The following is a 25,067-nucleotide window of genomic DNA, read 5'->3' as shown; positions in this document are numbered from 1 at the left end:
TAATTATACTTTTATAGAAGGGGTTAAGACAATAAGTTTGAATGCGCTAAAAGTAGCCAGTTAAGACCTATATAAAATGAGTACTATTGTAATGTGGAAAGAAAAGATTGAAGGTTAATTTTTTTATTTTTGAGACCTAACTTCATGCGGATATGCTGCCTATGGTTGGTTATAGTCCGGATTGAACTATTTAATGTTTGAGCCATTTCTTTGTTTGATAATCCTTGTTTCACCATACTGGCTATTTGAATTTCAGTTGGTGTGAGGTTGACCATTGGATCTGATAATTTTTGTGAAAATGGCAGCAGAAACTCTTTTAGATTCGATTCTACAATATCCATGAGGTTTTGTTGATTTCTTTGTGTTAGACTACGCTTCAGTTTTTGAAGAAAAGGTGAAATCAATGATTTATAATTGGTAAATATTTTCTCTTCCATCTCTTTTTTATCGTCATCTCTTTTTTTAAGGAGCACTTTCAAGGCAACATTCATTTCTTGTAGTTCTCCGGTTCTTTCCTTAATTTTTTGCTCGAGATTCTCAATATTTTCCGCTAAAGTATTTTCTGCCAATTTGCGATCGGTGATATCAGTTAACACATTTAACGTGGCAGTTTTGCCCTCCCAATCAATGATGTCTGCTCTGCTTTCGAACCATTTGATAGAACCATCTTTAGTGAGAATACGTAACTCATATGCGCCAGTACATTTTTGTGTATTAAGCCTTTCCAGGTATCGTTGCTTGACCATCTGCCGATCATCAGGATGAACAATTTCAATGAAAGATCTGGACATCAAATCTGCCTCGGAATATCCTGAAATTTCAAGAACTTTCGGATTGATAAATTTAAACACGTCACCTTGATTCACCGTAATAATATCATTCGCATTCTCCACGACACTACGATACTTTTCTCTGCTCTCCTTGAGTGATTTTTCAGCCCGGGTACGTTCAGTTATATCCTCCCCTATTGAGATCAGCATATGTCTATTTTCATCCGCATCATCATACATACCCGTTGCCTGCCATGAAATGATTTTTTTATCATCATTTTTTGATAAGATCGGATTCACATAAGAGTTGAAGTTAGCTCCCCATGCGCTCTCCCAGACCTTACTCATCTCATCGTAGATATCGGGCTCAAAGAATATTTCAAACCAATCCTTGTCAATAACCTCTTTGGATTTGAACCCGGTTATCTTCTCGGCTCCTTTGTTGAAAATTTTAATCTTGTGATTCTTATCGAGACCTACGATTAGTGCATTGCTTGTTTGTACTATCTTTTCATTAAATTCTTTCTGTTTTTTCAAAGCTTCCAAGGCCTGTTCACGCATGATGCTTTCGTGCCGGAGCCGGGCATTTTGCTCTTCGAGCCGGTTTTGCATCAAGCGCAAACCCAAATGGGTTTTAACGCGAACCAGCACTTCTTCTTCCCTGAACGGTTTGGTGATATAATCGGCCCCGCCAACGGAAAAACCCTTGATCTTGTTCGCCACATCCTCCAGGGCGCTGATGAATATAACCGGTATGTCGCGTGTCCGTTCTTCCGCTTTCAGACCCCGGCAAACTTCATAGCCGTCTGTTTCCGGCATCATGATATCCAGCAAAATCAGATCAGGAGGGGCATCGAGTGCGGATGCCATCACCCTTTTCCCGCTGCGCAACTGCCGTACGATATATCCCGCTTCCTTCAATATCGCGGTGAGAAGACGCAGATTTTCCGGCTTGTCATCAACGATCAGAATTTTTGCTTCCGATTGATCCATGTATTGTGTGTTCATTTTTCAACACCCCTGCTTTTTTCTATTAATCTCAAAATATTGTCATGATCAAAATTAGCGACCATTACGGCCAGTGCATCAGCCAACGCCGCATCTATGGATCGTATATCCTCTATCAGACTTTTAACCCTGTCCGTGTCGCCATGTATTGATGCCTGTTCCAGCGCGGCGAGCAGTTCATGCGGTAATGCGCCGAGGGCTTCCGGAGTGACCGCCTTCGGCCTGGCCTTCTCAGAGGATACCGGGTCATGGGCATCCGCATCTTCCTCATACACATACCGTATACCCAGATGTTGGTGCATTAGGTCGAATATCTCCGATTCCTTAAATGGTTTTCTTACAAAATCATCGCATCCAGCGGACAGAACCATGCCCCGCTTCTCCTCATATGAGCTGGCGGTTACGGCAATAACTGTCGTGGTTTGACCTTTTGCACTTTCTTTTATTATCCTGGTCGCCTCGTATCCATCCATTATCGGCATCCGCATGTCCATCCAGATCAGGTGGGGTTCCCATTCCTCCCATATTTCAACCGCATCCTGACCGTTTTCTGCCTCCTTGAGTTCGCATTCAATCGTTTTCAGCAGTTTCACGAGTAGCTGACGGTTATCAGCCCTGTCATCAGCGATCAGTATCCGGTACCGGGGCTGGCCGGGTTTCAATGCGACCACCCGGCGGACCGATCGGGACGGCTTTATGTCGGATAATTCAACCGGTTGTGCCCGGATATCGAATCTGACCAGGGTTCCGCGGCCGATTTCGCTGCTGACAGTGATATCTCCACGCATGAGCTGCACGAAATTCATGCTGATGGGAAGCCCCAGCCCCGTGCCTTCTTGGGACGCTCTGCCGGTTTGTGTCTGCGAAAAAGCTTCAAACAGGCTGTCCAACTCGTCCGGAGCAATTCCGAGCCCCGTATCCCTGACTTCAAAAGTCAGTCTTATTTCAGATTCCGTTTTTCCGGTCGGCTGTTTACCTTTTGCCAGCAACTGCACTTGCCCTTTTTCAGTAAATTTGACCGCATTGTTCAGCAGATTGATGAGCACCTGGCGCAGCTTGAGTTCATCTGTCCGTATATGCCGAGGAACATTGGCAGCGCGTTCAAAAAACAGTTGCAGACCTTTCTCATCCGCTTGTATGCTCAGCATGACCTCCAGCTCATCCAGCATTTGGTGAAGGTCAAAGTCATTCTCAATAAGGGCGGTGCGTCTGGCCTCGATCTTGGACATGTCCAGCACATTGTTGATAAGGCTCAGCAGATGCTCCCCGCTTCGGCGGATGGTGTCGAGATTCTCTTTATCTTCAGGTGAAATATGCGGGCTGCGGGATGTGATCCGGGAAAAACCGAGGATGGCGTTGAGTGGGGTGCGCAGTTCGTGGCTCATATTGGCAAGGAACGTGCTTTTGGCATGATTGGCGGACTCAGCGGTTTCCCTGGCAAGATTCAGGGCTTTTTCTGTGTGCTTGCGCACCGCCACCTCCTTTGCCAGCAGCCGGTTCCTTAAAAAAAAGAAAATAAAAATTAACACAGACCCGGCCAGTATCCACCCGATCAGCCTGTAATCAATATGCGGCCTGTACTCAACGTCACTCCATTTTGAGTTAATGACACTGCGTTCCTCGGCTGTCATGTCAGCAAGTCCCTTGTTAATCAAGGATGCCAGCTCAGGCCAGTCTCTGCGGATTGCCATGGCATTTGTATGTTCGCCAAAGGGGGTGGGAGCAGCCACGACTAGGTTGTCCAGGTGATATTCCCTTATCAGGAAACTTGCATTTCTCAGATTGCCGACATAGGCATCTGCCAGGCCTGTGGCCACAGCACGCAATGCATCCAGAGTCAATGCTGTTTCAAGTATATCAACTTCAGGATATTTCGCCTTCAACCTGCCGGTTATCACAAAATTTTTTTCCGTTGCAACCGTTTTTCCGCTCAGGCTTTCTATGCTGTTGATAAACGGGCTGTCCCTACGGGTATAGATAACCCAGGGAGCAGAAAGATAATCGTTTGAAAAGGCGATCCGGGCTTCACGTTCCGGGGTGCGGGTCAAGGTCAGTATAAGATCGTAATGGGCTCGCTCTCCGGTGAGATCATCAACTGACGCTGACCACCCAAGCTTATCGGGCACATACTCGACCTTGAAACCGAAACGCCCGGCAACAGTGTTGAGATAAGACACGGATATACCTGATGGTGATGGATCTGTAACCATGTACGGCGGCCAATTGCTTATCCTGGCCCGAACCGTATATTTTTTTGCCAGCCATTCTTTCTCATCAGGGCTCAGTTCAATGACTGCATGATTTTGATCTAAGGTTGCCACAGTGCCAAACCAGCGCCTGTTGAGTGTCTGCATTTCCTCGTCGCTGATGTCAGCCAATCCTTTGTTGATAATGGCTGTCAATTCCGGCCAGTCCCTGCGTATCGCTATCGCCACATCTACATGGCTTTCCGTGATCTGAGCTGCGAGCGTGATGCCAAATTGCAGATTCTGCTGACGCCAGTATTCCATCGAAGAACTGCCGATCACCGCGTCAACCTGACCATTCAGTAAAGCACGCATGGCTTCTTCCAGAGAGGAAAAAGGCAGGGCATTAATAGCGGAATGTGCAGATAAGAGCTTTACTACCCCGGCTTTCTGATCAATATATGCTACCCGTCTGCCGTGCAGATCTTCCAGGTTATGAATAGACATTTTTGTATCTGTTCGGCTGAAGATATACTCATAGACTCCCGTAATCGGGGTGGTAAAATCAAAATGGCTGCGCCATACATCCAGGACACGTATCATGGCCAGCCCGTCGATCTCTTTATTTTTCGCCTTGTCAATAATTTCATGAAACGGTCCTGTGTAAATACAGATATCGGTACCCAGATGCCGGTTGAGAAGTTTGTATAAATCCGGCAGATAACCCCTTTGACTGCCATCCTCTTCAATCATAAGTAACGGTGGAAAATCAGTGGAATACCCCAGTTCGATTTTCGAATGTTTGGCCAGCCAGGCGATTTCCGAATCCGTTAAATCAATTCCTTTGGTATCTTTTGCTTTTGCAAGTTCGTTATCTCCTTCACGTACAGCGAGCCAGAAGTTATTGTTATGCAGATCCAGAGACGGATTATGACGAAACTCATCTACCACTCCCCGCTCTTGCAATCGATACTGTATGGCCCCGACATCTCCGACAAAAACCCGGATATCACCTTTCTGTGCAGCGGCAAACATTTCCGGAAACTCGGGATAGGAGACAAGCGGCACCTCAGGCAGATGTTCCTGAATATATTGCTCATAATAACCGCCGCTGACGACACCGACCCTGAACCCTTTGAGACCTCCAGGGCTTTTTAGGTTGGAGATGCTTTTATGGAAAAAAGCACCCCCTTTCGAAGATGCGACAACTGCCGCATAATCCAGATACGCATCCCGTTTCTCGGTATAGTAAAGCGAGGCGTAGATATCTGCCTTCCCATCACGCATCATCTGTAAACCATCATTCCAGATGGCGCTGGAAAATTGGACAGGAATACCGGTCTTTTTTGACCATAAACACAGGAGATCAACGGCAAGGCCCTGAGCCGCCCCCGTGCGGTCTTCAAAAGTATAAGGCGGCATAACAACCGGATAAACAATCCTTACTGGATTATCGTGTGAAAAAGCAGTTGCTGTATTCAGTATTTGCGGTTCATTTCCCATTGCTGTTCCCATACAAATCACAAACAGGCAAAACGCCATAAAAACGGATTTCAGCATGCTGTATAGGTACGGTTTCGAATATAATCTCTCTGTCGGCATCTTATCCTTGTTCGCTATAACCAGTACTTTTACTTTGATTATGAACTTTCAAACGGGTGTGCTCTTGTACTTTCCAGTCCGACGTCACCCTTCCCTATCAACCTTTTCATGTATGACTGCAGCAATACGGACGGTTCCTTCTCTGGAATTGTATTTAATAGCATTTGAGAACAGGTTGATCAATATCTGTTAAGCAGTTGCGGTCGGCCTGGACCCTCATCAATGGGTCGAAAGACCTGGATAGAATTTAAGGGCGTGCGAAGTTCATGGCTCATTGAGGATAAAAATATACTCTTGGCAAGATTGGCTCGTTGGGCTAAATCCCGGGACTCAATTAGAGCATCTTCTGTCTGTTTTCTCTCGGTGATGTCCTGATGTGTCCCTGAAACTGTAAGAAGAACAAAAAAAATTTGATATTTTCATGGACTGATGCCAATAAGGACCGCAGATGAAATAAGCCCTTGACTTAACCATTCTGCTTGGAATATTGAATTATGGTATACACGTAATATTCCATCCATATAACAACTTTAAAGCAGGAACTAAAACGTGATCAATAAAATTTTTAAAAAAAAATTCACCATTTTGCTGGGGCTACTTCTGGTCTACGTCATTGCAACCCCTTTTTTTACATCAGTCATAAAGCAAGAACTCTTTTTGAACATCACCTTTTCTGCTGTCATGCTGTCTTCCATCCTTACCCTGTACCGGGGAAAAAAGAGCCGTATTGCTGTTATCCTTCTGGCACTGCCCTGCCTTGTCCTTCTCTGGCTCCATTTGTCGGACAGTTCCACTGAAATATTTTTGGCCAGAACGGCGCTCCAGGCAGTGTTCAATCTTTTTATGGTCTTTATTATTATGTTGTTTGTTTTTCAAGCGCCTGTTATTACAGGTGATATCCTCTCTGCATCTATTGTGGCCTATCTGTTTGTGGCCTTGTTTTTTTCAAAATCATTTTTGGTGCTGGAATTACTCTCACCGGGATCCTTTTCCATCTCCAGTGACCAGATCATGACAGACCCCTCTGTGATGAAATATTTTAGTTTTGTGACCCTCACCACCCTGGGGTATGGAGAGGTAGTGCCAATCTCTGACCAGGCCAAAACCATGGCCATCTCCGAAGCCTTTATCGGACAGATTTATCTGACGGTGCTGATCGCAAGACTGGTGGGGGTGTATGCGGCAGGAAACCATCGGCAAAAAAAATAGGGAAATTCCCGCTCCCAGACATTAGAAATCAAACCGCCTGCAAACAATAGAATAATAAAGGATATAAATTTTGTAAAATACGATTTCCATTCTTCTCTCTCCTTTGCTTTGCACATCTATTATGTATTGCTGGCTGGGCCATGGCGAAACCGATAATGTGATAATAGTTCTGCTGGCGATTTTGAAATTTCAATGGTAGAGCTTGTGCTGCTCAACATTGGTGTTTTTATCTTTATCGGCCTGATGCTGTGGCTGTTGTTTAAAAAAGACAAAACAAAAGACTGCTGACTCGGAATAAAAAGGAATGCTATTTTTATATAATCTTATATATAAGGACCTAATACAACCTATTTTATTTGTCAAATTAATTTAGAAGTACTAATATTCTTTTGTAATTAAGTCTGAAGGATGGGCCTACAGAATCAACCGATACACAACCATCTGAGGCCCAACCGAAACCTCAAACAACTGAAATAAGATCAGAACCGGAGATGGCAGTCATCATGGAAAAAACAGATTTACCGATATCCATAATAATGTAAAACCATCCATGGACATTTTTAATACAACTTATGATTTCACAAATACTTCCTTGCTGGCTATGACCGGGGGTGCCGTTGTCGCCAAAGAGGTTATTGCCGAGGAGAAAAGATAATGAAAGATACACTGGATGCCCAGGAACTCAAAGCCTTGATCAAGTCTGTCTTCTCTCTGAGTAAGGAGGATCATCATCTTTTGTTCATCGTGGATATACCCGATGACACCCTGCCGGATACTGAGCCCTGGCGCATCCGTCGGAGATTGGCAGAAGATTGGTGCCGGGAGCTGGACGGGATAAAAACCCAAATGGGTCTTAAGAGTGTTCGTCTCATGGCCTATCCCAATGTGCACTCAAATAATGCCGACCTCCCCCAGTGGGGGGTTTTTGTGGACAAGGGACTGGCGGATCTGACCTTTGAAACACTTGCAGCCATGGAAGGCCGGGTCGATATGGATGAGGTCCTGACCGGGGTCCATATCCTCATGGCACCCACCCAGCTCTCTACTACGGCCCCCTTGAAACTGCTTGCCCGGCAGCTGAATTTCAGGGCTGCCACCATGCCGGGATTCTCGCCGGACATGCTTCCGGCCCTGCGCATTGATTACAAGGAGGTCAACCGCAGGGTCGATCTCATCACCGAAGAGATCACCCTGGCCCAGGCCCTGGATATCCAGTTCACAGTTGATAAAACCGATAAATATACGGTTCATTTTGATCTGCGCCACAGGGAAGGACATGCCTCCGGCGGGCGGTTCCCCAAAATGGGGATGGCAGGCAACCTGCCCTCTGGAGAATCTTATATTGTCCCCTATGAGGGCGAGCTGGATACCGTTTCCCAGTCCATGGGCACCCTGCCGGTTCAGCTGGGGGACGAGGTGGTGGTCTACCGTATTGAAAGAAACAAGGCCGTTGAAATTTTCAGTCACGGCCCCCGCTCCATTGAAGAGGCACAGCGGATTCTAAGTGAGCCCGCCTATGCCAATATGGCTGAACTGGGATTCGGGGTACTCAAGGACTTTGGCCTCCGTCCCACCGGGGTGACCCTCCTGGATGAAAAGCTGGGCCTTCACATTGCCTTTGGCCGGTCAGACCATTTTGGCGGCGCCGTAGGGGCAAGGGATTTTTCAAGTCCCGAAGCCGTGGTACATATTGACCGAATCTACATTCCGGAAACCGCCCCCAGGATCCATGTGGATTTTGTCAAGACCCATGGGGAAGGCGGCACAAAGACCCTCATAAAAGACGGGGATTACACCATTTTTTAAACACGTATCTGCATGTTGAATACCCAAAGGAGTAAATTGCAATGTTAGAAATCCTGTTGACCCTGCCGGTGATTGTCTTTGTTATCTACGGAATTATCAAAGGCTGGTACATCCAGACCGTTCTGATCGTGGCCGGCTTTGCCCTGTTAATTGCCGGCTGGCTTACAGGAAACAGCCCCATCATCCCTGAAGCTGCCCCAGGGGGAGTGACGCCAACGGGACTCTGGTTTTTTGATCTTTTTGATAAATTTCGGGGCATGTTCAGTTTTAATGCAGCAGGGCTGGGAATGAATATTATGGCCGTGGGCGGGTTTGCCGCCTATATGTCCGACATGGGTGCCTCCCATGCGCTGGTCCGTCTGTCTACAGCTCCCATGTCCAAGATAAAATCTCCCTATATCGTCATTGCGCTGGGGTATATCATCGGCGTATTTTTAAATATGTTTATCACCAGCGCCACGGGCCTGGGGCTGCTCCTTATGGCGACCATGTACCCGGTCTTCAGGGGCATGGGCTTAAGCCGGCTCTCTGCTGCGGCCCCGATCGCCACGACCGCGGCACTGGAACTGGGGCCGACTCAGTCCAATGTCATCTATGCCGCGGGCCAGTCCGGACTGGAAGTGACCCAGTATGTGTTCGGATACCAGCTGCCTGTGGCCATACCGGCCATGCTGGTCATGGCCTGCCTGCATTTTTTCTGGCAAAATTTCATGGACCGCCGTGCCGGTACACTGCCCGGTGCTGAACAGGTTCAAACAGATAAACCCCAGGCAGAAGACCCTGATATGAAAAAAGCGCCCGGGTATTACGCCCTGTTGAATATGATCCCCCTGGTTCTGGTCATCGTGTTCAGCAAAATGACCAACGTGGGATATACCATCCATCTGGTCACGGCCATTCTGGTCAGTGTCTTTATCTGCATTCTGGTGGACATGATCAATAAAAAAAGTGTTAAAGATGCCTTTCAAAGCTTTAAGGCATTCATGGACGGCATGGGAAACGTTTTCGGATCAGTGGTCACACTGGTGGTGGCCGCCGGTATTTTTGCAGATGGCCTTAAACAGGTCGGAGTGATAGATATGATCCTGAAATCTGCCAGCGAAGCAGGGTTTACGCCGGTAGCCATGATGCTGGTCATTGTCGGTGTCATCGGCATTTCAGCCATCCTCATGGGATCAGGCAATGCCTCCTTTTTGTCGTTTGGTGAGCTGGTTCCAAAGATTGCCGATAAATTCAACATCGCCCCGGTTAACTTGCTGCTGCCCATGCAGGAAACATCCTCTCTGGCCCGGACCGTCTCTCCCATCACCGCTGTGATCATTGCGGTTGCAGGCTTGGCAGAAGTCCAGCCATTTGATCTTGTCAAGCGGACCATGGTTCCCATTGCCGGCGGCACCCTGACGGTTGTGGTACTGGATTACATCTTTTACTTTTAACCCGCTAAAAGACACGTTAATGGCCATTTTCAGGATCGCTATCGTTGTTGTTGTTTTCTTAAATGAAAAAGCTAAGGATTAGGTTTAATTGATAAAAGTGATTTATATACAGAGGGGTTTATTATGAAACAAAAGAACATCTTCACGGGCTCATCAAAACTGATTATAGGACAATTGCTGGTATTTATGGCATTAATGCTGGCATTTTTACTCGTCACTGGCTGCGAAAAAAAAGAGGAAGCCGTTCCCGAAGAGGTTGTCCGGCCGGTGAAGGTTATGACTGTGGCGGGCAGCAGCAGCAATATCCCCCTTGTTTTTCCCGGAAAAACAAGGGCCAATAAGCGGGTGGATCTTTCCTTTAAGGTTCCCGGTCCCATCGTGGAAATGCCTGTGGAAGAGGGGCAGTTTATCAAAAAAGGAAAACTCATCGCCCGTATTCTGCCCAGGGATTTTAAGATTAATCTGGATGCGGCCAAGGCAAAAGCTGTCAATGCGGACCGTCAATATGACCGGTATAAAGAGCTATATGTTCGCAGACAGGTTTCCAAGGCGGATTTTGATCGGTATAAAGCCTCCCGGGACGTTGCAGCAGCTCAACTTGAAGATGCCCAAAATGCGCTGAAAGATACCTATTTGAAAGCACCCTTTGACGGGATCGTGGCCAAGCGGCATGTGCAAAATCTCGAAGATGTCCAGGCCAAACAGCCCATTGTGTTTTTTCAGGACAACTCAAAAATAGAAATTCTGGTGGATGCCCCTGAAACCCTGATTGCCACCCTTGAGCAAAAAAGAAAAATCAAAGCTACTGCCAGTTTTGCCGCAGCCCCGGGTAAAGCATTTCCAGTGACTCTGAAAGAATACTCCACCGAGGCAGATCCCCAGACCCAGACCTACCAGCTGGTTTTGCTTATGGATCAGCCCGAAGGCATCAACATCCTGCCGGGTATGACAGCCACTGTAACCGGTAAGCGTGGAGAAACGGAAAAAATGGCTGTTCTGATTGTCATTCCTGCTATTTCTGTAATGGAGGACCCAAAGGGAAAAGCCTTTGTCTGGGTATTGAAAAAGGAAGGGATGACGGTTCACAAGACTGAGGTTATTGTGGGTGAAATGACCGGTTCAAAAAATATCCTGATCCTCAAGGGATTGACCGGGGGCGAAGTTATTGTCACTTCCGGGCTCACCAAGCTCCAGGACGGTATGAAAGTAAGCATCTGGAAAGAATAATAACAAGGATCTCATCCCATGAATATTGCCGAAGTTTCCATCCGTAAAAGTGTTATCACCTGGACCCTTACCATTGTTATGCTGTTTTTGGGGTACCAGGCTTACCAGAATCTTCCCCGTCTGGAAGATCCAGAGTTTGTGATCAAGGATGCCGTTATCGTCACCCCCTATCCGGGTGCATCTCCTCAAGAAGTCCAGGAGGATGTGACCGAAAGAATTGAGAAGGCTATCCAGGAAATGGGCCAGCTCAAGCGGGTGGAATCTTATTCTTCCCGTGGGTTGTCCATCGTAAAGGTCAAGCTCCAGGCCCACTTTGACAAGTCCAAGATCGCCCAGGTATGGGACGAGATGCGGCGTAAAATTTATGATATGCAACCGGAACTGCCCCCCGGGGCCGGTCCCAGTATCATCAACGATGATTTCGGGGATGTGTTTGGGGTGTATTATGCCCTTTACGGGGAAGGCTATTCCTATGCAGAGCTCAAGAAGGTAGCAGAATTGCTAAAGCGTGAACTGGTAACGGTTACCGATGTTAAAAAAGTTGTTTTCTTCGGTGAACAGAACGAGGCTATCTACGTTGAAATGTCCAGGGAGAAGATGGCGGCTCTGGGCATTACCCGGAAGGAAATATTTGATGCCCTGGGGGCCAAGAATCTGCCAGCGGATGCCGGCAGAATTCAGATCGGCAGTGAGTACGTCCCCATTTTTCCCACAGGTATTTTTAAATCTGAAAAAGATTTTGGAGAGCTGTTCATTGCCAGTAAGGGGGGCAGGCTTGTCTATCTCAGGGATGTTGCCACCATACAGCGCGATTACGTGGATCCCCCGCCCCGGATCCTGCGTTTTAACGGCCATCCTGCCGTTGGGATAGCCGTCTCCACGGTAATGGGCGGGAACGCCGTTACCATGGGGGAGGCCGTGAAAAAACGCCTTGCTGAACTGGCCCCCCAGATACCCATGGGCATGGAACTTGGCACCATCTATATGCAGTCTGACGTGGTCACCAAATCCGTTGACGGATTTGTGGTCAACCTGGTGGAGGCGGTAATCATTGTTATTGTGGTCCTCCTTCTTTTCATGGGCCTTCGCAGCGGACTGATCATCGGGTTTGTTTTGGTGGTCACCATTGCCGCCACCTTTGTGGTCATGGGGTATTATTCCATCACCCTGGAGCGGATTTCCCTGGGGGCGCTGATCATTGCCCTGGGCATGCTGGTGGACAATGCCATTGTGGTGGTGGACGGGATGAAGGTAAAAATGGAACAGGGTATAGACGGGATTCAGGCGGCCAAGGAGGTGGTGGGTCAAAATTCCATCCCCCTGCTGGGGGCGACTGCCGTTGCCGTACTGGCCTTTGCCTCCATCGGCGGCATGGACAACGAGACCGGTGAATACTGTCGGTCTCTATACTATGTGATTCTCATCTCCCTTTCTTTGAGCTGGCTTACGGCGGTCACCATCACCCCCTTGGTCACCAAGATGTTTGTGCTGGGGAAAAAATCCAAGGGAAGTGATCCCGCATCAGATCCCTATACGGGTAAATTTTATCAGATCTACCGGAAACTTTTGGCCCTGGCCATCCGGTTTCGCTGGATCACCATTTCAATTGTGGTGGCCATGTTTGCCGTATCTTTGGTTGGATTTGGCTATGTGGACCAGCAGTTTTTCCCTGATTCCACAAGCCCAATATTCCAGGTGGAGTGTCAGTTCCGGGAGGGCACCCATATCCGGGAAACAGAAACACGTGTGGCAAAAATGGAAGACTATCTGCTGAAGACCCAAGGGGTTAAATCAGTAGCATCAGCAGTGGGGTCGGGTCACTCCCGTTTCCTTTTGACCTACAGTGTTCCTGTGGATGCCTCAACCCATTACTGCAGTCTTATGGTTGAGGTTGAAGACTACGAAGTGATCCAGGATATTTACCAAAAGGTCCAGGAGGATCTGGAGAAAATGTTCCCCGACGCCATCGTCAATGTAAAAAAATTCGTTTTGGGGCCTGGTGAAGGGGGCAGGATCCAGCTCCGCATCAACGGTCCTGATCCAAAAGTGCTGAGGGAAATGGGGGAACAGGCCCTGGCCATCATGGCGGCTGATCAAGATGCCAAGGCGTTCCGCAGTGAATGGGGTACCAGGGTCAAGTTGATTCAGCCCCTGATTGCCGAGGACAGAGCCAGGCGCCAGGGCATTGACCGGCCCATGATCGCCACAGCCCTGCAGTCCAATTTTACCGGAACAACAGCCGGCCTTTATCGGGAAGGAATTGAGCTCATCCCCATCATTGCCCGGGCACCGGCCAATGAGCGCGTGACCATGGAAAATATGCGTGATGTCATGGTGTACAGCCCCATTGCCAATAAGAATATCCCATTACAGCAGGTGGTAAATGGATTTTCCACAAAGACGGAAAATGCACGTATTTCCCGTTGGCATCGCCGTTCAATGATCAAACTCCATGCCGATGCGCGGGAAGGCTTTCCCAGCGATCTGCTTTCCCGCATCAAACCCAAAATTGAACAGGCCCTGGGTGCTGATACAGAAAGCTATCTGGGAAAAGAAGTTGCCCCTGAAAACTACACAGCCGCCACCATTCCCATCAAGTATGACGACATGATTCCCATCAAGGGCAGGCCGGGATACTTCATGGCCTGGGGGGGAGAGGCAGAAGAATCTTCCGATTCCCAGGCAAAGCTTGCCGAAAACATCCCCATCTATTTTGGCATGATGATTCTTGTGGTGATTTTTCTTTTCAATGCCTTTAAGCAACCACTGATTATCTGGCTCACTGTCCCGCTTTCCCTCATCGGTGTTGTCCTGGGCCTGCTGCTCATGAAGCAGCCCTTTGGATTCATGGCCCTGCTGGGGCTGATGAGCCTGTCCGGGATGCTGATTAAAAATGCCATCGTGCTCATCGACCAGATTGATCTGGAGATCCGGGAGGGCAAAGACCAGTTTTCTGCAGTGGTGGATTCCGGGGTCAGCAGGATGCGGCCTGTGATGCTGGCTGCGGCTACCACCATGCTGGGTATGATCCCGTTGTTCATGGATGCCTTTTTTATCTCCATGGCAACGACCATTGTGTTTGGCTTAGGGTTTGCGTCTGTCCTGACACTTGTTTTTGTGCCAACCTTGTATGCAACCTTTTTTAAGATCAAAGCTTAAATAGTATGAAACAGCAAAATCGCAACAGGAGTATTTTTATGAAATTATGCCGGTCTATACCATGTTTTTCATTTGGCCTGATCTTTTTTTTCTCAGTGTTTTTTCTAAATGCCGAGGCATTCGCAAAAACCATTCGTATCGGTATTGTATCAGACGGGGTGTCTGAACGTTTCCCCGGGGCTGTCCAGCTGGTTCAAGATGAAATCCTCGCCGTTACCCGGGGCGAACACACGGTTGCCTTTCCTGAAAGCCAGCAGCTTTCCGGCAACTATGACATCAACAAAATAAATCAGGCGCTGGACAAGGTTCTGGCATCAAAGCAAGTCGACCTTGTTATTACCCTGGGAGAGGTCACAACAAATGAAGTCTGCCAACGAAAAAAACTTGAAAAACCGGTGATAGCCGCCAATATCATCGATGCCAAAACCCAGAAGCTGCCGTCCCAAAAAGGGACCAGCGGTATTGTGAACCTGAACTATATCAATACCTTTTCTGATGTCGATCGCGCTTTTCAGGTTTTTCTGGACATTGCCCCCTTTTCCCGGGTGGCCCTCATGATGGACGGATTTCAGGTGCGATCCATTCCACAGCTCCAGGGACTTGGGCGCAGGCTGGCCAATGAGTTTTCTTTGGATATAACCGTTATCCAGGTGGAAATCCAGGTGGAACCAGCCCTGGAAGAACTCTCCGAAGACGTTGACGCCGTTTTTATTTCACGGCTGCCCCGCCTGTCCGGAACCCAATTTCAAAAACTGGTGGATGGACTGATTAAAAGAAAACTGCCTAGCTTTTCCTTCAGGGGGCGAAGGGATGTGGAACTGGGCCTTCTGACCAGTATTATTCCTGAAGACACTATGCAGCACACGGCCCGCAGTATTGCCATCAACGTTCAGGAGATACTGGATGGAAAAAGGGCAAAAGAGTTGCAGACTACCTTTCCTTTAGGACAAAAGCTGTCAATCAATATGGCTACAGCCCGGGCCATAGGGGTTTATCCCGGATGGGGCATGCTCACGGAAGCGGACCTGATCAATGAAGAGGATGACCGTATTATACGCACGCTTTCCATTCAGCAGGCAGTTGCCGAAGCCATGAGCGCAAACCCGGATCTGGCCGTGGCCAACCGAAACGTCCAGGCAGGTATCCAGCGGGTACAGCAGGCCAAATCAGCATTGCTTCCCCAGGTGGGAATTGGCAGTCGGGCCAGGGTTATTGACGATGACCAGGCGGGAGCATCCCTCGGTGCCCTGCCGGAAAGACAATGGACCGGATCTGTCCAGGCCAACCAGTTGATTTATTCAGATAAAGTATGGGCCAACTATGAGGTTGAGCAATATGGTCAAACTGCGAGGGAACTGGGCCGTGATGCTGTCGAACTGGACATCATTGAAGCAGCATCCGTTTCGTATCTGGATGTTCTCAGGGCCAAGAGCATCGAACGTATCCAGAAGGACAACCTCAAACTGACACGAAAGAACCTGGAACGTGCCCAGATCAGGGTGTCCATCGGTGCTGCCGGGCCCGAGGAGGTCTACCGGTGGGAAAGTCAAATCGCCGAAAGCCGTCGCCAGGTGCTCAATGCTGAATCCGTATCACTGGATACCATCAGCACGGTAAACCGAATCCTGAATCGCCCCCTGCGGGAGATGTTCAATGCTGAAGAAAAAGAATATAAAGACCCCTTTAGTATCCTGCCGGACCGTCACATGCTGACCTACATGGACAACCCCCATGAATTGAAAATCCTGCGTGATTTTCTGATCCAGGAAGGATTGGATCTTTCACCTGAACTGCAGCAGATTGATGCTGCCATTGCAGCCCAAGAGAGATCGATCCTCCTTTCAAAAAGAGAGTTCTGGCTGCCAACTTTTTCCCTCTTCGGCGGTGTAACAGAAACGTTTGGCAAAAGCGGTGCAGGGTCAGACCCTCCCTCATTTGGTTCCCTGAATATATCCGGGAAGGACGATACAGACTGGAACGCTGGTGTCCTGTTGTCTCTTCCTCTTTATAGCGGAGGGGGCAAAACAGCCACTTTGAAACGGTCCCGGGAAGAATTGGCAGGTCTTAAAAACCAACGCCGGGCAACTTCCAACAGCATTGAAAAACGCGTTTTAAATGCTGTTTACCTGATTCGGGTCTCCTATCCAAGTATCCGGTTAACCATGGATGCCGCTGATTCAGCCAATCGAAACCTAACCCTGGTAAGCGACTCCTATGTGCGGGGGATCAAATCGATCATTGACCTGATCGATGCACAAAACCAGGCCTTGGTAGCTGACCAGCAGGCGTCCAATGCCAGTTATAATTTTCTCATCGACATCATGAAAATCCAGCGCAGCATGGGGCAGTTTTTCCTTTTTGGTCCGGAAAAAGAACGGCAGACCTTCATGGAACGACTGAACCAATTCATGAAAAAATAGATAACCCAGTGAAGGCCTATTAAACACGCAAAGAGGTGTAAATGGAAAAAAAGACAGTTCCGCTAAAAACATAAAACTTCGGAAACATAACAATTTATTACTGGCATAAAACTCTAAGAGAAAAGGATAATGTGAGATGGAAATATTAAATGGGTCAAAACATATTATGGCTATTCATCAACAGAAATACCACGCTTTAATAGTACTCATAGTCTTTATTTTTGGGATAAACATTGGAATATGTGGAATGGCCTTGGCGAAAGATGCGACAAAGCAAGAACAACAGACAGAGATTCGCAACATGGCCAAAGAGACCCTGACCCGGCTATACAAAGAACAACCAGCTGCCAAAAAAAATATAGAGACATCAGCAGGCTATGCTGTATTTAGCAATTTTGGTATGAAAATTTTCTTATTCGGTGGTGGTTCAGGAAAAGGGATAGTGGTCGCCAAAGCTGCCCAAAAAGACACCTTTATGAAAATGATAGAAGGCCAGGTTGGGTTTGGCATGGGTGTGAAGAAGTTTAGACAGGTCTGGGTGTTTAAAAGCAAGAAGGCTTTGAACGGTTTTATCAATTCAGGATGGGAATTTGGCGGCCAAGGAACAGCAGCTGCAAAATCCGGTAGCCAAGGAGGTGATCTTGCTGGAGCGATTTCAGTAAATGTAGATATTTTGTTGTACCAGCTTACCGGCGATGGACTCGCTCTTGAGCTTACGGGGAAGGGCACCAAATATTACAAAGATGATGACCTGAATTGATACTCAGCTTGGTAATTTGTCGGAAAGCTATTTTGAAAATATCATTCGCTTCTGGATAATTAAATAGCGAGCCTTATGTCTATCAAACGCCTATGATCTTTATTTGAAAAGCATTGACTTCATCTTCCAGTTCTTAGCAGAGGAAATAATATGAAAATTCAACGAATTTTTTTCCTTGTTTTTTTGGTCGCAGCATCAATGACATTGAGCTGTGCCACCATAAGAACCCGTAATCCTCTGCCCCAGGACTTAAGCCCCGGCGCCCTGGTACTGGGCTCCGACAGGATGAGAATGTGGGGAGATCGGCCGCCGGCTTATGCTCAAGACTTGTATAAATTACAACCGGCCGAGTTAAAAGACCAGTTTTCGGCCCTGTTCAATTCCGCCCACAACTATCTTGCCATATCAGGCGGTGGTGCAAACGGGGCTTTTGGTGCCGGACTCCTGTTGGGTTGGACTGAAAAAGGAGATCGGCCCGAGTTCAGCATAGTGACCGGGGTCAGCACCGGAGCGCTTTCTGCACCTTTTGCTTTTCTTGGACCTGGGTATGATGAGCAGCTCAAGGCCGTGTACACAACAACGTCCACCAAGGATATCCTCAAAATCCGTTCTACATTAAAAATTATCACGGGTGATTCTGCAGTCAATTCTGAAGCGCTGCAAAAAATGCTGGTTAACCATATTGATCAGAATATCATGGAAGCCATCGCGTCCGAGCACTTAAAGGGGCGGCAGTTATTGATCGGCACAGTAAATCTTGATGCCGGGCGGCCGGTCATCTGGAACATTGGTGAGATCGCTGTCAGCAAGGATCCCAATGCCCTTGACCTGATTCGAGATGTTCTTCTGGCCTCGGCCTCTATTCCCGGTATTTTCCCACCGGTGTTTGTAAAAGTTCAATCCAACGGGGTCACATATGATGAGATGCACGTGGACGGCGGTACCGCTTCCCAGGTTTTCTTTTATCCCACTGGACTAAACTGGCGCAAAATTATTGACAAGTTGGAAGTGAAAGGCACGCCGAGAGCCTATATCATTAGAAATTCCCGCCTGGAACCTGAGTGGAAGGCTGTGGAACCCAAACTGAGCCAGATTGTGTTGCGAACCACTGCCACACTTATCAGGAATCAGGGCTATGGTGATTTATATCGTATCTATCTTCGCAACCAGCATAGCGGCGTTGATTTTAATCTGGCATTTATCCCGGACGAATTTAATGAGAAAGCAAAGGAAGCTTTTGATCCGGAATACATGGGTAAATTGTTTGATTTAGGATATCAGATGGGCAAACAGGGGTACCCATGGGAAAAAATTCCACCTGGGATTCTCCCAGCGGGGGAGGGGTTATTTTGAATTCCAGTCTGATCAAAAAATTTATTGATAAAGAACGGGAGATGGGTGAAAACACAACATTCAGTTAAATAGAAATAATTACGGATATCAATAATCGAACCTAAGGGATTTGGGGGAAATTTGGGAGGGCTTGCGTGTTTAAAAATCCACTTTTAGCAGTTGCCGTTGCGATGACTATCGGGGTGGCTATCTGGGGCATATTCGATACCCCTGGACTTACCAGCTTTGCTGCCAATTATGTAGAAATCGCTTTTCGAAGCCGTGGCTGGTTTGTCATGCTGACGGCAAGCATTATGCTCATCTCGAGTATCACACTTGCTGTTTCAAAATACGGGAAGGTAGTGCTGGGAAAAAAGGGAGAAACGCCTGAATTTTCGACAATAAGTTGGATGGCCATGATGTTTGCGGCGGGCATGGGCGTTGGACTTTTATTTTACGGTGCGGCCGAGCCGATATCCCATTACCTGGCCATCAGCCGAAGCGGCGTGGCCCCTGAAAAAGCAGCCTCCATGGCCATGCTCCTCACCGATTTCCATTGGGGACTCCACGCCTGGGCGATTTACGGTTTGACAGGTCTGGTGATCGCGTATTTTGGATTTTGTCGGGGGACTCCCCAGTTGATCAGTGCGCCCCTTGTGAGTGTTTTTGGTGACCGGCCATTGCCAAGGCGTATCGGATGGCTGATGGATCTTCTTTCTATTTATGCCATTGCAATCGGATTGGCCGGTTCTGTTGCCATGGGTGTATTCCAGGTTCAGGACGGCGTGGCAGCTCTGTTTAAAATTGATATGACGGGTATGCAATACTCGCTGATTATTTTTGGTATTTTATTTGTCGTATACATGGTGCCGCTGACAATGGATTTGAGCAAAGGAATGGCGTTGCTTTCAAATATTGCGGTAGGCCTCGCCGTATGCCTGATGGTCTATCTGCTGTTAGTCGGGCCGACCTCTTTTCTAATGAACGGCATCGTTGAGGCGATCGGGCAGTATTTTACGCAAGTCATTCCCCACGGGTTTATGACGTATACCTTCTATGATGAGAAGGTCAGGGGCTGGTTCAGTAACTGGTCCTTAAATTATATGGTCTGGTGGCTGGCCTGGGCACCGTTTGTGGGGGTTTTTATCGCCAGAATTTCCCGGGGCCGTACCATTCGAGAGTTCATTGTCGGTGTATTGCTCGCCCCCACGGTTTTCTCAATTTTCTGGTTCGGTATTTTCGGTGGTCTGGCATTTTACCAGGGAGCGGCCTCCAAAATCGATCCGGTAGTCGTTGAAACCAGAATAAACCAGACAACCTTTATTCTTCTGGATACACTGCCGCTTTCGACGATTACCATTATTGTGACCATCATCGCGGCTTTTTTGTTTATTGTCACCAGCGTGGTCAGCGCCGCTTATGTCCTCTCCATGTTTTCCGAGGGCGGCTCTCAAAATCCGGCGGTTAAAATAAAATTGATCTGGGGGGGTATTCTCGGGGCATTAGGACTTGCCATGATTCTTTCCAACAGCGTGGATGCCGTGCGCCAGATCATTGCCATGAGCGCAGGACCGTTCGTATTTATTGTTCTTGTGTTGCTGGTTTGCCTGGTAAAGGCACTCAAAGAGGATGTAGGTGAAACAGATGGGTAATTTGATTGATACGCTGCTCAACATTGGTGTTTTTATCTTTATCGGCCTGATGCTGTGGCTGTTGTTTAAAAAAGATAAAACAAAAGACTGATGACTCGGTGAACAGTCAGGCAGAGTAAGCGCGACAAAAAAACATATTTATCGGATAAAAATGCAATGAGTTGGGTTTTAAAAGGCCCTTGTTTTATCTGATCTTTTTGGGCCTAATTGGGCTTATAACTGAATTTTTGTCCGCCAATGGCTGCTTCATACATCAGACCACCCTTTGCATGGGTAAACACAACCATTCCTTTGTGATAACTTGTTTCCGCCTGGGCTCCTGTTGCAGGTCCTGCAGTTGCACTGCCAGTGGCGCCTTCTGTACCTGCTTTTGCCTGGACCCCGGCTGTGATGGCAACAGCAGATGCAGATGCGTCAAATTCAAAATTACCGCTGATGAATTCACCATAGGACCGTGCGTCTTGAAAAAAAATCATCTGGCTGAATGCCTGGCCGCCTGCCTGGAATCCAATGCTCATTTTGGCAAGTGAACTCGTTCCGGTTACTTTACCTCCACGATAAACCTTACCATCACCATATGAACCGCCTACTACAAAACCAGCTTTTCCAATGGTGGGAAAAACTGCATAGCCGTAGCAATTCTTAAAAAATGGTTGTACCGCTTCTGATTGCTTGAAGACAGAAATCGTTTTTGAATAATTATCGGCAAGGGCAATGCCCGAAAAAAATGTACCAAAAAGTATTATGGCAAAAAAAGTTTTTAAAATTTTCATAACACACCTCTTTTTTTATTGTTTATTACAAAGATCATTAAAAAAAGGGACAGAGAAAAACGTTCATCTGTATGGATATTCCCTGCCCCTGAGTTTTAATCGATCAAAGAAAAGCTATCTTTTCCCTTTATCGTGGCTGAAGTACAACTCTTCTGTTTAAAGAACGTCCACTTTCAGAGCTATTGGGGGAAAACGGTTTTGTCGATCCAAACCCTTCTGTTTCCAGCCTGTCTTCTGCAATCCCTTTTTTCACAAGATACGCTTTAATGGCATCTGCTCTTTTAAGGGAAAGCCCCATGTTGTACTCAGCACTACCAATATTATCGGTATGACCCTGGAGCGTTACATTCATGGAAGGGTTTTTTTCAAGGATTGTAACAGCTTCGCCAAGCATTGGGTAAGATGCGGTTTTGATCTCTGATTTATCAAAGTCAAACAGAGCTGCGTTACTGAATGCCCAGCAGCCAGCAGCATTGACACTGGCACCATCCGGAGTGTTGGGGCATTGATCGTCTTTATTTAAGACACCATCGTTATCCGTGTCTTTGTTAACAGCAGGAACAACCACTGCTGCAGGAGCAGCTTTAGCGACTTTCTTTGGTTTTTCTGCAAGAAATTCATTTTCAACAAATTCAGCCATGCCGGCACTGGTTAAAAGGCCTTCATATCCTGAATAAAAACCACACCCCCCTATTTTCGCAACTTGCTGTAGAACTTCTTTTCCCTCTGGTGCATCTCCAACCTGGACAGTATAAAAGCAGATGGACGGGCCATATTTATCTTTTAAGCTCTGGGCACTGGCAAGGACAGCTGGGTTCAGGTCAAGCCCATCACTGATGATGATAACGGCATTATGGGCACCGGAAAGTTTTTCAAAGTCTACCTGGGCTGCATCAAGGGCAGCCTCAAGCTTACTCAACCCGCCAGCTTTGGAGATATTAACTTTTTTGCCCAGATCCAGGGAGGAATATTCTGCCATTCCGTATAAAAGGCTGGTATACTCCTTTGATACTTCAGGGGCATGGCCAAATGATCTGAGCCCTGCTGTTTGGCCCATCTCCGGTATGGTTTGATTCATTCGGTCAACAATGGCTTTTGCGATATCCAATTTAACTTCTTCTTTAATTTTATTCTTCATGGAAATAGAGGCATCAAAGACGATAAGAAAATTATCAACCTTGGGCTGATACATGTCAGCGTCAATTGTTGCTGCCGAGAATGACGGTATCGGAACATGCTCCTTTGCTGTACACCCCATTAAAAAAAACAAGGCCATGACTGAAATTAAACCTTTAACTACAGATGTCTTAATCATTTCTTTTCTCCTTTAGTGTTGGTATTTATTATTATTAAATTCAACTGTCTCATTAATACAACTATGTCTCATGGGTTATCTTTAAAAACTATTGAATCACCCAATAAAAAAAATCAAAGTCTATAAAAGCTTTACGAACGAAGTGTTTGTCAAATAAATTACTGCAAATTACATGTTGCCGATTGAAAACAGCAAGATGCGTACCAAAAATTTTCGAATTCATTTTTCTACTTTAAAATAACTTTACAGGATTTAGAAAGAATGATTCAAATGCTTTCAATCAAATTCGCTTCTGCCTTTGCGATAAAAAGAAAATACCAAGAATCCCTTGAGAAAGAGAATCGCTACTTGCACCCCTCTGGATATTTGACCGTTCTATCATCCTGGCCGATCGGGATGGCACAGACATCAGACCCGTCGGCAGGCAGGGCTTTGTTTACCATTCTTTTCGCCGATACAGTCACAGGGCTGACTATAAACTTTAAAGCAGTACCGAACAGCCCGCCAGGCTGGATGCCGACACCCAAATTGGCAAAGCTTCCCTGGATCTGGAGGGGGGTTGCCAAATTAAAATATTCCGGTTTTTTGGGTGTAGGTGCGATATTGATATCGATATATTCTTTATGGAAATCAATCTGACCTTTTCCACAGATTCTGATTTTTGTGGTGTCAATAAGAAAAAGATCCGGAGTGAGCAATCCATCCTTAAGGGTCCAGCGACCCACTACGCAGTTGATGTGGGATTCATTTTCTTTTTCCCTGGACAGGGCAGCTGCAATCAGGTTTACCGCCCACAGGTCCACGATACCAGATTTCAAATTTTCCAGGCGACCGGAATAATCAAAATGACCACTGCCTTTTTTCATGAGATCCTCTTTTTTGCCGGCAGTTGATTTTAAATCCACATCAAGGTTTATAACCCCGCCCATTTCTTCTTCTGGTTTGATGTGTCTCACCCAGATACCGAGATCAAAATTTTTTACCACTGCCTTGAGCGATGCTTCCGGCTTGGCCGGATCAGGTTGCAGGGATGCGGCCAGAAAGAAGTCCCCGCCAGGGATATTCAGCTGAACAGGATCGAGTGCAAGCTTCCCGTCGTTTAAGGAAAACGTCAGGTTGCCGCTGCCCAACTCATCCTTCCCCGACAATACCTTGTCTGCTGTGATATCCATTTTAATATTAATGGCCTTCAACACTTCCGGGGAAATCAGTTCTTTGATTTGACCAGTATCAGCAAGGTTTTTTTTCTGTTCAGATAAATTATTTTTTTGTTCAAGGTTGTTTTTTTCAGGCGACCAGTCGCCTGTTTCGAAGCTATCCAATTGAATCAGAGGTGCCTTCATATTGATGGTTACCATTGGCCGAGTGCCTGATTTGTCGATAGTCACATCACCGTTCAGCCTGCTCTTGCCCACCTGTATAGCAACGTCCGTCAGATCGACCCTGTTCTCCTGCAATAAAAGCGTACCGCTGGTACTGTGATCTTTCAATGGCGGAAGGTCTATTTTCAGCAGACGATTCAGACTGTCCAATTTGTCCCCCTCCACCGAAACTTTGAGTTGAAGGCTTTTTAATACCGTTTCCAATTCTATCCCCCCGGAAAGATTGAAAATAGTGTCTGCAATCTTGGTATTAATGGTTAGCCAGGATTTATTTTTTAAAATAAATTCTTCAAGGGAAGCAATTTTGACGGTTGTTACATATGCCTCTTCAAGCAGTTGTCCCTTAAACGTCAAGTCAAACGGTTGCCCCGCTTTCATTGTACCGTTGCATTCATCAATTTTGAATTGGGCAGGGTCAGTCATTTTGGCATCCTGATAGCTCACAAGGATGTCTTTCAAAAACAGCCGAGAAATGACCAAAGAATTGCCAGCCAGCTTGAATTTGTTTTTATCCGACGGCTTTATTGAAGGCGTCTCTGATTTTGATTTACCTGAAGTTTTGTCCAGCATTTTTCCTTCAGGCGGAAGTGCCCAGTTAACTTCGCCCTGTTTGTTTTCAAGGAGATTTATTGAAAGACCTTTGACATTGATTTCGGCAATATGAATTTTGCCCTGCAGGAGGGGCAACAAAAACACCTTGAACTTGGCAGATTTCATCCTCATGAAATCTTTTTTTTTGAACCCTTCCGGGTTGGCGATTCGCAACCCTTCCATTAGAAAAAACGGCCTGAGTGACGTGGTTAAAATAATCTTTTCTCCCACATTAACCTTACGGCCAAAGGCAAATGTTGCCGCCGATTCCACTGGGCCCTTGTAATTGCTGAGATCAATGGGAATTTTGACAAAGGCCAGCAATACGACAATCAACAGAATACAGCCTAAAAAACCGCCAACGATATAGATGAGCCATTTCAATCCTCTGAATATTTTCATGGTATGTATCTCCGTCAATTCATACGGCCTTGCAGGC

At 46.9% G+C, this 25,067-nt stretch carries 15 protein-coding genes; 9 read left to right on the top strand and 6 right to left on the bottom strand.

What is annotated here, in order from left to right; all coding sequences use genetic code 11:
* Nucleotides 1-83: 83 nt before the first annotated feature.
* The 3 genes from ACZ45G_RS01695 to ACZ45G_RS01685 all read right to left on the bottom strand — a co-directional run bounded on the left by ACZ45G_RS01695 (nucleotide 84) and on the right by ACZ45G_RS01685 (nucleotide 5,856).
* Complete coding sequence (locus ACZ45G_RS01695; protein ID WP_464174887.1) at nucleotides 84-1,778, bottom strand: PAS domain S-box protein; 1,695 nt, start codon at nucleotides 1,776-1,778, stop codon at nucleotides 84-86.
* On the bottom strand, nucleotides 1,775-5,467 hold the full coding sequence (locus tag ACZ45G_RS01690) for a transporter substrate-binding domain-containing protein (RefSeq protein ID WP_464174886.1): 3,693 nt from the start codon (nucleotides 5,465-5,467) through the stop codon (nucleotides 1,775-1,777). Before ACZ45G_RS01690 ends, ACZ45G_RS01695 begins: the two co-directional genes overlap by 4 nt.
* A gap of 278 nt (nucleotides 5,468-5,745) precedes the next feature.
* Nucleotides 5,746-5,856 (bottom strand): histidine kinase dimerization/phospho-acceptor domain-containing protein, encoded by a 111-nt coding sequence (locus ACZ45G_RS01685; protein WP_464179837.1) that lies wholly within the window; start codon nucleotides 5,854-5,856, stop codon nucleotides 5,746-5,748.
* A 259-nt stretch (nucleotides 5,857-6,115) separates the two neighbouring features.
* Here ACZ45G_RS01685 and ACZ45G_RS01680 point away from each other — a divergent pair, with 259 nt between their 5' ends.
* The 9 genes from ACZ45G_RS01680 to ACZ45G_RS01640 all read left to right on the top strand — a co-directional run bounded on the left by ACZ45G_RS01680 (nucleotide 6,116) and on the right by ACZ45G_RS01640 (nucleotide 20,567).
* Nucleotides 6,116-6,775, top strand: coding sequence for an ion channel (locus tag ACZ45G_RS01680; protein WP_464174885.1), 660 nt, complete (start codon nucleotides 6,116-6,118; stop codon nucleotides 6,773-6,775).
* A 654-nt stretch (nucleotides 6,776-7,429) separates the two neighbouring features.
* Nucleotides 7,430-8,581, top strand: coding sequence for a M29 family metallopeptidase (locus ACZ45G_RS01675; protein ID WP_464174884.1), 1,152 nt, complete (start codon nucleotides 7,430-7,432; stop codon nucleotides 8,579-8,581).
* Between the two features lie 41 nt (nucleotides 8,582-8,622).
* On the top strand, nucleotides 8,623-10,017 hold the full coding sequence (gene dcuC / locus ACZ45G_RS01670; protein WP_464174883.1) for a C4-dicarboxylate transporter DcuC: 1,395 nt from the start codon (nucleotides 8,623-8,625) through the stop codon (nucleotides 10,015-10,017).
* Between the two features lie 123 nt (nucleotides 10,018-10,140).
* The gene (locus ACZ45G_RS01665) at nucleotides 10,141-11,244 is read left to right on the top strand and encodes an efflux RND transporter periplasmic adaptor subunit (RefSeq protein ID WP_464174882.1); all 1,104 of its coding nucleotides are present in this window, start codon (nucleotides 10,141-10,143) and stop codon (nucleotides 11,242-11,244) included.
* An 18-nt stretch (nucleotides 11,245-11,262) separates the two neighbouring features.
* Complete coding sequence (locus ACZ45G_RS01660) at nucleotides 11,263-14,403, top strand: efflux RND transporter permease subunit (RefSeq protein WP_464174881.1); 3,141 nt, start codon at nucleotides 11,263-11,265, stop codon at nucleotides 14,401-14,403.
* Between the two features lie 38 nt (nucleotides 14,404-14,441).
* Nucleotides 14,442-16,823 (top strand): TolC family protein, encoded by a 2,382-nt coding sequence (locus ACZ45G_RS01655; protein ID WP_464174880.1) that lies wholly within the window; start codon nucleotides 14,442-14,444, stop codon nucleotides 16,821-16,823.
* A gap of 136 nt (nucleotides 16,824-16,959) precedes the next feature.
* Nucleotides 16,960-17,583 carry a lipid-binding SYLF domain-containing protein gene (locus tag ACZ45G_RS01650; RefSeq protein WP_464174879.1) on the top strand — a complete coding sequence of 208 codons (624 nt, stop codon included), beginning with the start codon at nucleotides 16,960-16,962 and terminating at the stop codon, nucleotides 17,581-17,583.
* A 150-nt stretch (nucleotides 17,584-17,733) separates the two neighbouring features.
* Complete coding sequence (locus ACZ45G_RS01645; RefSeq protein ID WP_464174878.1) at nucleotides 17,734-18,936, top strand: patatin-like phospholipase family protein; 1,203 nt, start codon at nucleotides 17,734-17,736, stop codon at nucleotides 18,934-18,936.
* Nucleotides 18,937-19,070: 134 nt separating this feature from the next.
* Nucleotides 19,071-20,567, top strand: coding sequence for a BCCT family transporter (locus ACZ45G_RS01640; RefSeq protein ID WP_464174877.1), 1,497 nt, complete (start codon nucleotides 19,071-19,073; stop codon nucleotides 20,565-20,567).
* Between the two features lie 203 nt (nucleotides 20,568-20,770).
* Here ACZ45G_RS01640 and ACZ45G_RS01635 read toward each other — a convergent pair whose 3' ends face one another.
* The 3 genes from ACZ45G_RS01635 to ACZ45G_RS01625 form a co-directional block, all read right to left on the bottom strand.
* On the bottom strand, nucleotides 20,771-21,340 hold the full coding sequence (locus ACZ45G_RS01635; RefSeq protein WP_464174876.1) for a lipid-binding SYLF domain-containing protein: 570 nt from the start codon (nucleotides 21,338-21,340) through the stop codon (nucleotides 20,771-20,773).
* 127 nt (nucleotides 21,341-21,467) lie between these two features.
* Nucleotides 21,468-22,655 carry an OmpA family protein gene (locus ACZ45G_RS01630; protein ID WP_464174875.1) on the bottom strand — a complete coding sequence of 396 codons (1,188 nt, stop codon included), beginning with the start codon at nucleotides 22,653-22,655 and terminating at the stop codon, nucleotides 21,468-21,470.
* A 344-nt stretch (nucleotides 22,656-22,999) separates the two neighbouring features.
* Nucleotides 23,000-25,030: an AsmA family protein gene (locus ACZ45G_RS01625; protein ID WP_464174874.1), complete on the bottom strand. Its 2,031-nt coding sequence runs from the start codon at nucleotides 25,028-25,030 to the stop codon at nucleotides 23,000-23,002.
* Nucleotides 25,031-25,067: the final 37 nt, after the last annotated feature.

It is taken from the genome of Desulfoconvexum algidum, from assembly GCF_055382125.1.
The sequence above is the reverse complement of the archived record's forward strand: the minus strand, read 5'-3'. Positions and strand labels throughout refer to the sequence as shown.

Excerpts from the sequence above, each read along its gene's own strand:
- ACZ45G_RS01695 (WP_464174887.1), bottom strand. The coding sequence starts at position 1,778 with ATGAACACACAATACATGGATCAATCGGAAGCAAAAATTCTGATCGTT.
- ACZ45G_RS01690 (WP_464174886.1), bottom strand. The coding sequence starts at position 5,467 with ATGGGAAATGAACCGCAAATACTGAATACAGCAACTGCTTTTTCACAC.
- ACZ45G_RS01675 (WP_464174884.1), top strand. The coding sequence starts at position 7,430 with ATGAAAGATACACTGGATGCCCAGGAACTCAAAGCCTTGATCAAGTCT.
- dcuC (WP_464174883.1), top strand. The coding sequence starts at position 8,623 with ATGTTAGAAATCCTGTTGACCCTGCCGGTGATTGTCTTTGTTATCTAC.
- ACZ45G_RS01665 (WP_464174882.1), top strand. The coding sequence starts at position 10,141 with ATGAAACAAAAGAACATCTTCACGGGCTCATCAAAACTGATTATAGGA.
- ACZ45G_RS01660 (WP_464174881.1), top strand. The coding sequence starts at position 11,263 with ATGAATATTGCCGAAGTTTCCATCCGTAAAAGTGTTATCACCTGGACC.
- ACZ45G_RS01655 (WP_464174880.1), top strand. The coding sequence starts at position 14,442 with ATGAAATTATGCCGGTCTATACCATGTTTTTCATTTGGCCTGATCTTT.
- ACZ45G_RS01650 (WP_464174879.1), top strand. The coding sequence starts at position 16,960 with ATGGAAATATTAAATGGGTCAAAACATATTATGGCTATTCATCAACAG.
- ACZ45G_RS01645 (WP_464174878.1), top strand. The coding sequence starts at position 17,734 with ATGAAAATTCAACGAATTTTTTTCCTTGTTTTTTTGGTCGCAGCATCA.
- ACZ45G_RS01635 (WP_464174876.1), bottom strand. The coding sequence starts at position 21,340 with ATGAAAATTTTAAAAACTTTTTTTGCCATAATACTTTTTGGTACATTT.
- ACZ45G_RS01630 (WP_464174875.1), bottom strand. The coding sequence starts at position 22,655 with ATGATTAAGACATCTGTAGTTAAAGGTTTAATTTCAGTCATGGCCTTG.
- ACZ45G_RS01625 (WP_464174874.1), bottom strand. The coding sequence starts at position 25,030 with ATGAAAATATTCAGAGGATTGAAATGGCTCATCTATATCGTTGGCGGT.